This window comes from Geomonas sp. RF6, from assembly GCF_021044625.1.
GTDB lineage: Bacteria > Desulfobacterota > Desulfuromonadia > Geobacterales > Geobacteraceae > RF6.
On record NZ_CP087999.1, the window covers coordinates 1,251,036 to 1,264,907 of the forward strand.

At 60.9% G+C, this 13,872-nt stretch carries 9 protein-coding genes and 1 pseudogene; 7 read left to right on the forward strand and 3 right to left on the reverse strand.

Features of this window, described 5'->3' with window-relative positions:
• Nucleotides 1-161 precede the first annotated feature (161 nt).
• The 4 genes and pseudogenes from clpB to glgA all read left to right on the forward strand — a co-directional run.
• On the forward strand, nt 162-2,756 hold the full coding sequence (gene clpB / locus LPW11_RS05330) for an ATP-dependent chaperone ClpB (protein ID WP_230997099.1): 2,595 nt from the start codon (nt 162-164) through the stop codon (nt 2,754-2,756).
• 96 nt (nt 2,757-2,852) lie between these two features.
• Entirely contained in the window at nt 2,853-3,662 is an 810-nt protein-coding gene (locus tag LPW11_RS05335; protein ID WP_230997100.1) for a DNA-binding protein, read from the forward strand.
• A 458-nt stretch (nt 3,663-4,120) separates the two neighbouring features.
• The gene (locus LPW11_RS05340; RefSeq protein WP_230998249.1) at nt 4,121-5,383 is read left to right on the forward strand and encodes a M48 family metallopeptidase; all 1,263 of its coding nucleotides are present in this window, start codon (nt 4,121-4,123) and stop codon (nt 5,381-5,383) included.
• Nucleotides 5,384-5,603: 220 nt separating this feature from the next.
• Nucleotides 5,604-7,107, forward strand: a pseudogene (gene glgA / locus LPW11_RS05345) (glycogen synthase GlgA); the annotation flags it as partial.
• Between the two features lie 85 nt (nt 7,108-7,192).
• Here the strand turns inward: glgA and LPW11_RS05350 are convergent.
• A complete protein-coding gene (locus tag LPW11_RS05350; RefSeq protein WP_230997102.1) occupies nt 7,193-7,792 on the reverse strand; it encodes a DUF1003 domain-containing protein in 600 nt (199 codons plus the stop codon).
• 185 nt (nt 7,793-7,977) lie between these two features.
• Here LPW11_RS05350 and LPW11_RS05355 point away from each other — a divergent pair, with 185 nt between their 5' ends.
• Nucleotides 7,978-9,210 (forward strand): MFS transporter, encoded by a 1,233-nt coding sequence (locus tag LPW11_RS05355; protein WP_230997103.1) that lies wholly within the window; start codon nt 7,978-7,980, stop codon nt 9,208-9,210.
• Between the two features lie 276 nt (nt 9,211-9,486).
• On the opposite strand, the gene LPW11_RS05360 is transcribed toward LPW11_RS05355, so the two are convergent.
• Nucleotides 9,487-9,996: a hypothetical protein gene (locus LPW11_RS05360; RefSeq protein WP_230997104.1), complete on the reverse strand. Its 510-nt coding sequence runs from the start codon at nt 9,994-9,996 to the stop codon at nt 9,487-9,489.
• Nucleotides 9,997-10,201: 205 nt separating this feature from the next.
• Here LPW11_RS05360 and elbB point away from each other — a divergent pair, with 205 nt between their 5' ends.
• Both elbB and LPW11_RS05370 read left to right on the forward strand, forming a co-directional pair.
• Complete coding sequence (gene elbB / locus LPW11_RS05365; RefSeq protein WP_230997105.1) at nt 10,202-10,858, forward strand: isoprenoid biosynthesis glyoxalase ElbB; 657 nt, start codon at nt 10,202-10,204, stop codon at nt 10,856-10,858.
• A 115-nt stretch (nt 10,859-10,973) separates the two neighbouring features.
• Nucleotides 10,974-11,564 carry an outer membrane beta-barrel protein gene (locus tag LPW11_RS05370; RefSeq protein WP_230997106.1) on the forward strand — a complete coding sequence of 197 codons (591 nt, stop codon included), beginning with the start codon at nt 10,974-10,976 and terminating at the stop codon, nt 11,562-11,564.
• A gap of 515 nt (nt 11,565-12,079) precedes the next feature.
• Here the strand turns inward: LPW11_RS05370 and LPW11_RS05375 are convergent.
• Complete coding sequence (locus tag LPW11_RS05375; RefSeq protein ID WP_230997107.1) at nt 12,080-13,789, reverse strand: radical SAM protein; 1,710 nt, start codon at nt 13,787-13,789, stop codon at nt 12,080-12,082.
• Nucleotides 13,790-13,872 lie beyond the last annotated feature (83 nt).

The window sequence follows — 13,872 nt, forward strand, 5'->3', positions numbered from 1 at the left end:
ATTCCGGCCTACAAAGTCAGCCCCCCCAACACGCCCATCTCCCCCCGCGTCTCACCTTCCCCCCCCTTTCGGATCTCCCTGCGCATGGCCGTGCCGGACCGTGCCTTGACAGGCACTGGGGGGGTACCTATATTTCCGGAAAGATAATAAAGGAGATAAAAATGGTACGTCCGGAAAAAATGACGGTGAAAACGCAGGAAGCGCTGGCCGCAGCACAGGAGAAAGCGGCTTCGATGTCGGCGGCGATCATCGAGCCTGAACACCTCCTCTCTGCTCTCCTGGAGCAGGAGGGGGGGCTCGTGCCTGAGCTCCTGCAGAAGATTGGGGCAAACGTCGGGGGTTTGAAGGAGGCGCTGAACACGCAGCTGAAAAGGCTGCCTACCGTCTCGGGGAGCTCCGTGCAGATTCAGCCATCTCCCCTTTTCATCCGCACCCTTGAGCAGGCGCAGAAAGAGGCGGACGCTCTGCACGATGCCTTCGTGAGCACTGAGCACCTCCTCCTCGCCATGATGCAGGAGAAGGGGGGGGCGACGCGCGTCCTCACGGAGAGCGGCGTCACCCGGCAGGCGATACTGACCGCGCTGCAGTCCCTCAGGGGGGGCGAGTCGGTCACCGACCAGAACCCGGAGCAGAAATACCAGGCCCTGGCGAAGTACGCGCGGGATCTCACCGACCTCGCCCGCCGCGGCAAGCTAGACCCCGTCATCGGCCGTGACGACGAGATACGCAGGGTACTGCAGGTCCTGTCGCGGCGCACGAAGAACAATCCGGTCCTCATCGGCGAGCCGGGGGTCGGCAAGACCGCCATCGTGGAAGGTCTGGCGCAGCGCATCGTGGCCGGTGACGTGCCGGAGACTTTGCGCGACAAGACGGTGGCGGCGCTCGATATGGGAGCTCTCATCGCCGGGGCGAAGTACCGCGGCGAGTTCGAAGACCGGTTGAAGGCGGTCATCAAGGAGGTGGCGCGCTCCGAGGGGAAGGTGATCCTCTTCATCGACGAGTTGCACACGCTCGTCGGCGCCGGCGCCGCAGAAGGGGCGATGGACGCCTCCAACATGCTGAAACCTGCGCTCGCCCGCGGTGAATTGCACTGCATCGGGGCGACGACGCTGAACGAGTACCGCAAGTACATCGAAAAGGATGCGGCGCTCGAGCGGCGTTTCCAGCAGGTTTATGCCGGGGAGCCGAGCGTGGAGGAGACGATCTCCATCCTGCGCGGGCTGAAGGAGCGCTACCAGACATTCCACGGCATCCGCATCAAAGACAGCGCCATCATCGCGGCGGCAACCCTCTCGGACCGCTACATCACCGATCGCTTCCTGCCGGACAAGGCGATCGACCTGATCGACGAGGCGTCCTCGCGGCTGCGCATAGAGCTCGATTCGAAGCCGACGGAGATCGACGAGGTCGACCGCCGCATCATCCAGCTGGAGATCGAGAAAGAGGCGCTCATGCGCGAGAAGGACGTGCAAAGCGAGCAGCGTCTGCGAAAACTGAGCGACGAGCTGGAGGCGCTGAAGGCGGAATCTGCCAACCTGAAGAGACACTGGCAGCGGGAGAAGACGATAATCAAGGACCTCGAGGGGCTGCAGCAGCAACTTGAGGAGACCAGAGAAGAAGCAAAGAGGCTGGAGCGGGAAGGAAACCTCGGCAGGACCGCCGAGCTCCGCTACGGAGAGATCCCGCGCCTCGAGAAGGAGATGGCGCAGAAAAAGGTCGAACTGGAGGAATTCCAGAAGGACAGCAAGATGCTCTCCGAAGAGGTCGACGCCGAGATGGTGGCGGAGGTGGTGGCCAAATGGACCGGCATCCCGGTGAACCGGATGCTGGAGAGCGAGTCGGAAAAGCTGATCCACATGGAGGAGCGCCTGAAGACCCGGGTGGTGGGACAGGACGACGCACTTGTTCTCGTATCGAACGCGGTGCGGCGTGCCAGGAGCGGCCTCTCCGACCCGAACCGCCCCATCGGCTCCTTCATCTTCCTCGGCCCCACCGGCGTCGGGAAGACGGAGACGGCGCGCGCACTTGCCTCTTTCCTCTTCGACGACGACCAGGCGATGGTGCGCATCGACATGAGCGAGTACCAGGAGAAACACACGGTGGCCCGCCTCATCGGCGCCCCTCCGGGGTACGTCGGGTACGAGGAAGGTGGGCAGCTCACCGAGTCGGTGCGCAGGCGCCCGTACACCATCGTCCTTTTCGACGAGATCGAAAAGGCGCACCCGGAGGTCTTCAACGTCCTTCTGCAGGTGCTGGACGACGGCCGGCTGACCGACGGCCAAGGGCGCACGGTCGATTTCCGCAACACCGTCATCATCATGACCAGCAACCTGGGGAGCCAGTGGATCCAGCAGTACGGCACCAGCGACTACCAGCAGATGCAGGCAATGGTCATGGAAACGCTGACGCAGAGCTTCAAGCCGGAGTTTTTGAACCGCGTCGACGAGATCGTCATCTACCACGCGCTTCCGCTGGAAAGGATCAAGGAGATCGTGGCTATACAGCTGGAATCGCTGAAGAAGCGCCTCCAGGACCGCAACATCGAACTGGAGGTGACGGAGGGGGCGAAGGAATACCTGGCACGCGAGGGGTACGACCCCGCGTACGGAGCGCGGCCCTTGAAGCGTGCGCTGCAGCGCAAGATCCAGGATCCCCTGGCGCTCATGCTCCTCGAAGGACGGTTCACCAATGGAGATACGGTCGTCGTCGATGTCAACGCAGGCGGCGATGCGCTGGCAATAAGGAGGATGGAGTAAGGGTCCCCGTTGTTCTCGCCGCCGCTTTATGGTATCGTGCATGCCGAAAACGGCACCAGGAGCGCCGCCAGGCGCCACAACGAAAGGGGAATCTTCATGAAGCAGGCAGTTAAGACCATAGCCATTCTTTTTGCTCTTTCTCTACCGCTCGCAGCGCACGCTGCGGTAGACGAGGATGCGGCGAAAAAAGAGAAGACCATCCAGGAGATCCAGAACTCGATGTCCAAAAGCCACATGGGTTCCATGATGAGCGGAGGGGGCACCGGCGCCACGGCCGCAGCAGGAAAGGTCGTGGAGACATTTGAGGGAGGGGGATACCGCTACGTCAATCTCGAGAACGGCAAGAAGAAGGCGTGGGTAGCTTTTCCGTCCGCAACTGTCGCAGTCGGGGAAGAGCTCTCCTTTAGCGGCTGCTCCGAGATGTCGAACTTCACGAGCAAGAGCCTGAAGCGCACCTTCGACAAAGTCCTCTTCTGCGGCGGTCCCGAGCAGAAGGGGAAGGTAAAGACGGCGAAAGCCGAGGCGGTAAAGGGGAAGAAATCGCCCGGTAGCGCAGGGGCGGCAGCGGCTACAGAGAAGGTATCGGTTGAAAAGGCAGCGGGCCCGAATGCCTATACCGTTGCAGAAGTCTTTGCCAAGAGCGCGGCTCTGAACGGCAAAAAGGTACAGGTAAGAGGGAAGGTAGTGAAGGTTGCCACCGGCATCATGAACCGGAACTGGATCCACCTGCAGGACGGCACAGGCGACGCGAAGAAAAAGACGAACGACCTGGTGGTGACCAGCAAGGAGCAGGCGGAAGAGGGAGACGTGATCACCATCTCCGGCACCGTCGCCAAGGACAAGGACTTCGGCAGCGGCTACAAGTACGCGGTCATAGTCGAACAGGCGACAGTGAAAAAACAGTAGGATCGACAAAGGCCTCCCGCGAAAGCGGGAGGCCTTTTTTTCACCTTTCACCCCATCCCCACCCTGTCCCTCCCCTCCCTATGATGGGGCTTGGCCACCTGTTCTGGTTGCAGTCGTAGGCCGGTATAAGCCGCAGGCGTTCCCGGCGTCAGCGCGAGCCGATATGCTGCCGAGGGCTGCCGGAAACGCTGCGCTTATTCCGGCCTACATAGTGACGTCAGGGGCGGCGGACGCTGGGTGAACATTTTCTTCTGGTACCTGTAGGCCTGGATAAGCCAAGGGCGTTCCCGGCGTCGGCGTGAGCCGATACACGCTGCCGAGGTCTGCCGGAAACGCTGCGCTTATTCCGGCCTACATGTCACCTACCTGTGCCAGGACAAGGTCTTGATCGACCTTTTCCTGCTACAGTAAGAGAGAGGCTCTGTTGCGGCTCCTGGAGAGGACGGCAGATGGACGACATGAAAGGCGTACTCATAACCCTTTTCCTGCTGCGCTTCGCGGCCACCTTCCTGCTGCGCGAGCTGAACCTGCGCCACCTCAGAAAGCACGGCGCGACCATTCCGAAAGTCTTTGCCGGACAGGTGGACGGCGAGGCGCTGGCGAAGGCATCGCGCTATACGGTGGAGCAGAGCCGCCTCGGGCTCGTGGAAGCTGTCTTTGACAGCGCGCTCCTCCTCCTTTTTCTCTTCACTCCGCTTCTACCGCTCTACGACCGGTGGATAGCTTCTCTCTCCCCGTCCTTCGTGGTGCAGGGAATTCTCTTCATGCTGGTCCTCACACTCGCCCAGACCGTGCTGGAAATACCATTCTCCCTCTACGGCACCTTTCAGATCGAAAGGCGATATGGCTTCAACACCATGACACCGCGCCTGTGGATTGCCGACTTCATCAAGTCGCTCCTCATCTCGGCCCTCCTCCTGGCGATCATGGTGGGTGGCGCCCTCCTTCTCGTGCAGCACTGGCCCAACCTGTGGTGGCTGGTCGTCTGGCTCTTCTTCTTCGCCTTCACCATCACCATGATGTACCTCTTTCCCTACATCATCGAGCCCCTCTTTTCCAAGGTGGAGCCGCTAAAGGACGCGGAGCTCGACGCGGAGATCCACGCATTGGTGGAGAAGGCGGGTCTGCGGGTAAAGGCTGTGCTGCAAAAGGACGCCTCGCGCCGTACCCTCCATTCCAACGCCTACTTCACCGGCATCGGCCGCACGAAGCGGATCGTCCTGTACGACACTCTGCTAAAGCAGATGGACCGGAACGAGATCCTCGCGATACTCGCGCACGAGGTGGGGCATTGGAAAAAAGGGCACCTCCTGAAGCGGCTGGTGCTTACGGAAGTAGGGGCGCTGGCGGCTCTCTACCTGAGCTACCGCCTGCTTGCCTGGGGGGGACTCCCTCCCCTTTTCGGCCTGTCGGACGCCTCGTTTGTGGCACAGTTCCTCATGGTCGGCTTTCTCGGCAGCCTCGCCGGATTTCCGATCACCCCTCTCTCGTCGTGGCTCTCCCGGCGCGACGAGTGGGAAGCGGATCGCTACGCAGTCGAGCTCTCCGGGCTCCCCGGCGCTCTCGCGAGCTCTCTCGTGAAGCTTTCCAGGGAAAACCTCTCCAATCTCCATCCCCACCCCTTGTATGCAGCCTTCTACTACAGCCATCCTCCGGTGGTCCAGCGCGTGGAGAAGCTGCTGGAGCAGACGGGGGTTCCAGGTCGGGAAACCGCGCACTGAAATGTAGGCCGGAATAAGCGCTGCGTTTCCGGCAGCTTTCGTCCAACGTACATCGGCTGTGCCGACGCCGGGAACGCCTGCGGCTTATCCCGGCCTACAACTACGACTCCCCCCGCACACACCTTTCCAACATATCTGTGAACCGTTGCCTGAAGCAGGTTGCCGTGGTACCTTAGTAAAGCTTAAAATTCCACCAGCAGCGACAGGAGGATCGCTCCCCATGCACCTGAAGATTCTTATGACTGCTTCCGAAGCGGTTCCTTTCGCCAAGGAGGGAGGGCTCGCCGATGTGGTCGGCGCACTCCCGAAGTTCCTGCACGCACTGGGGCATGACGTCAGGGTGGTGATGCCGCGCTACTACAAGGTGGACAGGGAGAAGTTCCAGCTCCGGCAGATGCCCGGCACGCTGGTGGTGCCGATGGGGATCATCGGTCACATGTACTGCGGCGTCCTCGAAGGGAAAATGCCGGGGAGCGAGGTGCCGATCTACTTCCTCGAGCACGAGCAGTTCTATGGCCGCGAAGGGCTGTACGAGATGGACAACAAAGGGTATATCGACAACGACAACCGCTTCGTCTTCCTGTCCAAGGGGAGCCTCGAGCTGTGCAAGATGATCGACTTTCATCCCGACATTGTCCACGCGCACGACTGGCATACCGCTGCGGTGCCCTTCCTGATGAACACGAACTACCGGAACGATCCGTACCTTCGCGAGGCCGCCTCCGTCCTGACAGTCCACAACATGCAGCACCAGGGGAACTTCTACGAGGGGGTGATCGAGGTCCTCGGAGTCGGGTGGGAGCACTTCACTTTCCTTGGGCTGGAGATGGACGACCAGGTCAACCTTCTGAAGGGGGGGCTCTACAATGCCACCGTGCTGAACACGGTGAGCGAGGGGTACGCTCGTGAAATGCAGACGCCGGAGTACGGTTGGGGGCTTGAAGAGGTGGTACGAGAGCGTTCGGGTGATCTTTTCGGGATACTGAACGGCGTCGACTACACCGAATGGAACCCCGAAAGGGACGATCACATCGCAGCGACATACAGCGACAGCGATCTGCGCGGAAAGGCCCTGTGCAAGAGGGAACTGCAGCAGATCTTCGGGCTCCCGGAGAGGGACGACGTGCCCCTCCTCGGCATGGTTTCGCGCCTCGTAAAGCAGAAGGGGATTGATGTGCTGGCCGAGGCGATACCAAGGATCCTCGGCCTCGACGTGCAATTCGTGCTGCTCGGTGCGGGGGAGCCGTGGGCCCACTTCTACTTCGGCGACATCGCGGCGAAAAACAGGGCGCGCTTTGCCTGCCGGATCGGGTACGACAACGCGCTCGCGCACAAGATCGAGGCCGGGTGCGACTTCTTCGTGATGCCATCCGCTTTCGAGCCGTGCGGCCTCAACCAGATGTACAGCATGCGCTACGGCACCCTGCCGATCGTGCGCGCCACCGGCGGGCTGGACGACAGCGTGGAGAACTTCAGCGAAGCCGACATCACCGGAACCGGCTTCAAGTTCTGGAACTTGAACGCCGGGGCACTCTTCGACACCATCGGCTGGGCCGTCCACACCTGGTACCACAACAAACCGGCTATCGAGGCCTTGCGAAAGAACGCGATGCAGCAGCGCTTCACTTGGGAGGAAGCGGCCCGGAAATATGAGGGCCTTTACCTGGATGCGCTGCGACGCCGGCTCGGAAGCCAGCGGTTACAGACGCTGGAGCGGGAAAGGGTATAGCGATCGGTCCCCTTCTGGTGCTACCGCACAGTCGGGGAAGACCTCAGCGGCACTTCGGCATGCCGAAGTCACCAGCGCAGCTACTTGCGAGGTTCGGCGACGCGGGCTAGCTCAACCGGGACGGCGCAGCTGCCGTTGGAGAGATCCTCCTCCGCCTTTATCATCTTGTCGAGGACACGCTCAGGTGCCACGTCTTTGGCAAGCTCCTGCAATTCCGGATTCTTCGCCTCTTCGATCCCCATCTTCTCGGCAATCTCCGTTACGAGCGAAATAAGCCTCGTCACCTCGTGCTCCGCAAGAAGACTTACGTGCAGGTCCAGGTCCGCTCTGCGGTCGCTCGCCGACTGCATCCGGTTCTGGCTGATCAGCACGAAGGTGGAAAGAAAGATCGCCTCGACGGAAGCGGCCATGGCGAGGACGACGAAGCTCGGATCGAAGCGCGGTATCCTCGGGATCCAGCCAAGATTTATGGCGATCCACGAGCCGAAGATCATCAGGTGCAGGTAGACGAAGAGCATGCTCCCGGTAAACCTGGTGATGCCGTCGGCGATCCTATCTTCTACGGTCTTTCTCGCATCTTCTGACTGCCGCCGCGTAATGAGAGCTGCTATGTTCCGGTCGACGACAGCGCCCATGCCATCGGTGCTTGCCTTCTTCCCCTTGCGTGTTACTCCTGCCATAGGTATTTTCTCCGCGACTCCCCCTCCGGTTGTCTTTTCATTTTCTTCCTCTATGGAAAGTATCTGCTTCTCCATTTCCGATGTCAAAAGTGCGAAAGCTCCATCAAAGGGACAAAGCCCTTTACATCGGGTGGGTAAAGAGCTAGGTTTACGCCAAAACATTCAGCACGCGCGACAGGAAGATCATGCCTCAGGAATCAGCCCCGCCGGACCGCTCCATCCTTCGACACCCATCGTTCAGGCTCTTCTGGTTTGCCCGCACCTTCTCCATCATCGCATTCCAGATGCAGGGGGTTGCGGTGGGGTGGCAGATCTATGCACTCTCCGGCAGCGCCTTTTACCTGGGCCTCGTGGGACTCGCCCAGTTTCTCCCGATGTTTCTCCTCACCCTGCCGGTGGGGCATGTCGCGGATCGCTATGACCGGCGCAACGTCGCGCGAACGTGCATGGCCGCGCAGGGGATCGCCCTGGCGCTTCTGACCGTCGGTAGCCACTCCGGATGGCTCGGAAAAGAGGCGATTCTCGCCATCGTTTTCCTCCTCGGCGCTGCACGCGCCTTCGAGGGACCGACCATGCAGGCGCTCCTGCCGACTCTCGTGGAGCCGGAGCTCATTCCTACCGCTGCGGCCTGGTCCGCCTCTGCGATGCAGACCGCCTTCATCCTCGGCCCCGCGCTGGGGGGACTCCTGTACGCGGTGGGGCCGACCACCGTGTATGCCACCTCCACGGCCCTCTTCTTGACGGCCAGTACGCTGGTCTCCTTCATCCACAGCACCCATGACGCCTCGCGGCGCGAGCCGCTCAGCCTCAACTCCCTCTTTGCCGGCATCTCCTTTATCCGCAGCCGCCCCGACATACTAGGCGCCATCTCGCTCGACCTCTTTGCGGTACTCCTTGGGGGGGCCACCGCGCTTCTTCCGATCTTTGCACGGGACATCCTGAAGACGGGGCCGTGGGGACTGGGGCTACTGCGGGCCGCCCCTGCGCTCGGGGCACTCGCCATGTCGGTTTACCTTGCGCGCCACCCGCTCAAAAACCGTGTCGGCCGCACCATGTTCATCTCCGTCATCATCTTCGGAATAGCGACGATCGCCTTCGGCCTGTCGCACTCCTTCCCCCTTTCCATCGCAAGTCTCATGGTGCTCGGAGCCGCAGACGTCATAAGCGTCGTCATCCGCGCCTCTCTTGTGCAGATAGAAACGCCGGACGAGATGCGCGGCAGGGTGAGTGCCGTCAATTCCCTCTTTATAGGGACCTCGAATCAGCTCGGGGAGTTCGAATCGGGGGTCACCGCGGCGCTCTTCGGAACGATCCCCGCGGTGCTATTGGGAGGGGCCGGCACGGTAGTCGTGGCGCTTCTCTGGATGCGGCTCTTTCCGCAGCTGGCGCACTTCGATTCCCTTCAGCGGAAGAGCTGATTGCTCCCCTTCACACCTGCAATGCAAGACCTAGAAGACTCAGCCGTCGACAGCACGTCCCTCCCCTTTCAAGGGGGAGGACAGGTGGGGGATGGGGTTCGGCGACCACCGCGTTGTACCCCATCCCCACCCTGGCCCTCCCCTTGAAAGGGAGGGGACACACGAGCTCGCGCTCTGCTAGAGGGACAAGGATCTCTAGTAGTTTGACCTATGAATGAAAAAAGGGCGCCACAGCATACGCCGTGGCGCCCTTTCCTGCCTCACACATCCTCCCCCCTACCACCTGTTGCAGCTATTAAATTCTCTCTTCGTCCTTAAGGCCACGTATGCCTTCAAGATGTCCCTGTCCATAGACGGGAATTCCCTCGAGAGCGCCTCCATGCACTGCATGCCGAGGGACATCGACTCCTGCTTGTAACCCTGCAATGGGCTCTCGCTCACCGTCCTGCACATGATCTTATCGAAAGCGCCGCTGACCTGGTCAAATACCGTCCGCCCCGCTTCCGTCGGATCTTCCGGGAGATCAAGATAAAGAGTCGGAGAGGTCTTGCTTTCCTTCACCTCGAAGAAGAAGGACGGTTTCCTTGCGGTATAGTCACCCGGCTGCAGCGCCTCTTCGCCCGCCCCATCGCTGCCGTGGCTCGTCATGGAGTTTCTCGCCGCACTGCCTATTGTGCGGTACAATTCGTCGTCGCTCAGCTTCGTTAGCTCGACAAGTTCCTTCACAGAATCTATCTTCCTGTACGAGTTGAATAGTTCGCTGTCACTCAGTCTCTGAGCTGCCATTTCCCTACCCCCTGATCTGTTACCGTCTCATCAGGAAATGCCTCTTTCCCAACAACTATTATATCATCAGCGACAAGAATGAATTTGTTACTTCGTTAGCTCCGGACATGAACAAACGCTACAAAGGGCTTGCGCCGGCACCGTGCGATGCTTAAAATGAGGCCCACTTTTTGGCAGTGAGACAAAAAACGGGAGGGGGACACAGATGAAAAAAATCGGAGTTGTACTCTCAGGGTGCGGCGTGCGGGACGGGAGCGAGATTCACGAGGCGGTGCTCACCCTGCTGGCGATTACCAATAATGGCGGCAAGGCGGTATTCATGGCACCGGATATCGAGCTTGCCGAGGTGAACCACCAGACGATGCAGGAGACCGGCTCGCGCAGAAGCGTCCTCGTGGAGGCCGCCCGCATCGCGCGTGGCGACATCAGCGACATCAAAGCTGTGCACGCCGACGACCTCGACGCCCTCGTCTTCCCCGGCGGATTCGGGGCAGCGAAAAACCTCTGCACTTTCGCCACGGAGGGGGCCGGTGGCACCGTGCAGCCTGACGTATTGCGGCTGGTGCGCGATATGGCAGGGGCGAAGAAGCCGATCTGCGCCATCTGCATCGCACCGGCTCTCATCGCCCTCGCGCTCGGGAAGGAGCTTTCCCCGCAGCTTACCATCGGCAACGATGCCGGAACCGCCAAGGCCATCGAGGCGACAGGAAGCAGGCATGTCGAGTGCGCCGCAACGGACTGCGTCATCGACAGGGAACACAGTATCGTCTCCACCCCCGCCTACATGCTGGCCCAGAACATCTCGGAAGCAGCAGCAGGGATCGAGAAGGCCGTGAAAGCAACAATGGAGCTTATCCGGTAGCGCCTCCATGCCCCGTTTCGGCTGTGCCTTCCGGGGCTTACGGGGGAGCAATACAGGCGCATGCACCGGATGTTCAATTGATCGGATGCCACAACTTCAAGGAGGGATGCTACAGATGCGAAAGCTTTTCACCGTGCTTGCGTGTACGGCACTGACAGTCCTTTTGGCGGGGAATCTCTGGGCGCAGGATCTGCAGGGGCGGGTGGCGGTCACGGGAAGGATCGGAGCAATGATTCCCGCGGATGGCACCGCAGATGTCCCGGCAGGAAAAGTGATTATCGACACAGACGCCGGGTTCGTCGGTGGTGGCGGCGTTCTTTTCGGCGTGAATGAAGAAATCGCCATCGAGATGGATGTCACCCATGCCAGCTTCGGCACCTCCGCCTGGGGCGATGTCGATCTCACCACTCTCGCCTTCAGCGCGCAATACCGCCTTCCGGAGCGAAACCAGATCGTGCCCTACCTCGGAGGGGGGGTCGATGTTCTCATGCCGGACATCTCAGACGGCTCCGCCGACACCGTCATGGGGGTACACCTCGCCGCGGGTCTCGACTTTTTCCTGAACCGTCAGCTCGCAATCAACGTAGAGGTGAAAGGTACCGAGGGGTTTGAGTCGGATCTAAGAGCGAACGACGGGAGGAAGATCGGAAACTTTGATCCCACGAACCTGTCCACGACCGTCGGCGCGAGGTTCTTCTTCAACTAGAGCTGCATAAACCGAAAAGGGGGGGGGGCGCAGCGGCCTTTCCCCTTTCCGCGTATATCCGGTCCCTCGGCGCCCCAGCGCTTCTGTTCCCTCGCCAGCTACGCAAGGCAACTGCGTCGCCCCCTTTACGAAGTGTCTTCCTGGGATTCCGGGGAAGCCGTAGTATGGTCCAATGAAGAGCCGCACGAGACCTCGCGTCCCCCCCTTTGCGAAGGGGGGACAGGGGGGATTTGACTTGGCCAGCACTGTCCTGCAAAGTGCGCAACTGCTGTGTCTCAAGCGCAGTTCCTTGATTCAGTTCGCAAAAACTGGTGGCTCATGTCGTTGATCTTTAGACTGCCGCAGCACTGCGGTTCGACGACCTAGATGTACTGTCAAAACGGGGCGGGGTTCTGGAGGAGAGTTGATCAAATCCCCCCTGCCCCCCCTTCGCAAAGGGGGGAACGTTAGGCCTTCTGCAGTGCTTCGTGGCAATGTACCCACCGCTCCCCCTTCCCGGATGCGGTTGCGACGGTTCAACTGTGCGCTGCACGAGCTCCTCCCGCATGACCTCCCGCTCCGAACGCATTCCGGTACTCCTGCCGCAGCCGCTCCTGGTCCATCCCCTCTATGAATCCCCACGGTAGGAGCTCGTCTAGTCCGATGTCGCGATAGACGAAACTGTCGCTGTCGAAACCCTCCTCCTTTGCCGCCTGTTTCCAGTTCCCCAGCTGGTCGGCACGCACCAGGACCTGCGCGAGCCTCCGGTCGCCGCGGGAGAGGAGGGCCTGCTGATACGCCTCGCGCACGCTCTCGGTCTGCATCCGCACATTCGGAAGCTTGCCGATCGCCTGCTGCAGGAACTTCACCTTCTTCTCCAGACTCTTCGAGTCCTCCATGCCGCACCACTGGAAGGGGGTGGACGGCTTCGGAATAAAGGGATTCACCGAAAGCTGCACCTCGCCGATCCTCTTCTGCGCACGCGCGGCAGCAAGGACGCGCTCGCGGATCCTCTCCACAAGGCGCACTAGTTCTTCCAGGTCCTCGTGCGTCTCGGTAGGGAGCCCGATGATGAAGTACAGCTTCAGATTGAGGATGCCGCTGGCGATGAGCTTGTCGCAGGCGCCGAGTATCTGCTCCTCGTTAATCCCCTTCTTGATCAGATCGCGCAGCCGCTGTGAGCCCCCTTCAGGTGCGATCGCCACCGTCTTTTGCCCGCTCGTTTTCAGCGCCTCTATCATTTCCTCGTCGAGGCGGTCCAGCCTGAATGAGGAGACCGAGAGTTTCCCGCCATGTTCGATGATGTCGCGGCTGAGATCACCGATCCCTACGTAGTCGGAGACAGCTGCGGCGACGAGACCGACTTTGCGCCCCTCCTGCACCCCTTTCAGCACCTCGCGCCGGACGACTTCGAGCGAGCGCTGCCGGTATGGGAGGTATATGTACCCGGCCGCGCAGAAGCGGCAACCGCGCGGGCAGCCACGTGAGAGCTCCACGAGGTGCATGTCGGAGAACTCGGTGCAGGCGGTGTGGACCTCCGTAACGGTGGGGCGCTCGTCAAGATCGCGACTAAAGACGCGCTGCACGCGGGGGGGGGCGCCGGGGAGCGGATGCATGGAAAGTAGCCTCGTCCCCTCGTACTCCGGTGCATAAAGGGAAGGGACGTATATGCCGTCGACGCGGGCGCATTCCAGGAGAAGCTCCTCGCGTGACTCCGACTCACCCTTCAGCACTTCCAGCAGGTGCTGGAGGACCCCTTCCGCCTCCCCGAGGCAAACCAGATCTATCAGAGGGGCGACCGGCTCGGGATTGAGGAAGAGCGCGGCGCCGCCTGCAATGACGAGGGGGTCGTGGGAGGTGCGGTTGCTCGCGAAAGGAGAGATCCCCGAAAGCCTGAAGATGGTGGGGATGTTGAGGTAGTCACTCTCGAAAGAGACGGAGAAGGCGACGACGTCAAATGACGACAGAGGGCGTTGCGACTCCAGGGATACCAGATGCTGCGCCCCCCCTCGCCGCTGGCGCTCCTGCAGCTCGCTCCTGTCCGGGAGAAAGGCGCGCTCGCAGACGACGCCGGGGTCGTCGTTCATCATCGCGTAGAGCGTCTGGAAGCCGAGGTTGCTCATCGCGGCATGGTAGCTGTTGGGGTAGACGAGGCAGCAGGAGAGGCGGCCGCCCCAGTTGCGCTGGATGGTGCCGCTCTCGCCTGCGAGGATTTCGCGGCGCTTGTCGTGTGGTATCCGGGACATGGGTCGAGAGTAGCATTCTTTGCGGGGATGAGGAAGGAAAAGGTGTGATATCAGACGCTTAAGGCGAAATTCGGGGAACCGAA

Coding starts and splice junctions, on each gene's coding strand:
- clpB (WP_230997099.1), top strand. CDS start 162: ATGGTACGTCCGGAAAAAATGACGGTGAAAACGCAGGAAGCGCTGGCC.
- LPW11_RS05340 (WP_230998249.1), top strand. CDS start 4,121: ATGAAAGGCGTACTCATAACCCTTTTCCTGCTGCGCTTCGCGGCCACC.
- LPW11_RS05360 (WP_230997104.1), bottom strand. CDS start 9,996: ATGGCAGCTCAGAGACTGAGTGACAGCGAACTATTCAACTCGTACAGG.
- LPW11_RS05370 (WP_230997106.1), top strand. CDS start 10,974: ATGCGAAAGCTTTTCACCGTGCTTGCGTGTACGGCACTGACAGTCCTT.
- LPW11_RS05335 (WP_230997100.1), top strand. CDS start 2,853: ATGAAGCAGGCAGTTAAGACCATAGCCATTCTTTTTGCTCTTTCTCTA.
- LPW11_RS05355 (WP_230997103.1), top strand. CDS start 7,978: ATGCCTCAGGAATCAGCCCCGCCGGACCGCTCCATCCTTCGACACCCA.
- LPW11_RS05375 (WP_230997107.1), bottom strand. CDS start 13,789: ATGTCCCGGATACCACACGACAAGCGCCGCGAAATCCTCGCAGGCGAG.
- elbB (WP_230997105.1), top strand. CDS start 10,202: ATGAAAAAAATCGGAGTTGTACTCTCAGGGTGCGGCGTGCGGGACGGG.
- LPW11_RS05350 (WP_230997102.1), bottom strand. CDS start 7,792: ATGGCAGGAGTAACACGCAAGGGGAAGAAGGCAAGCACCGATGGCATG.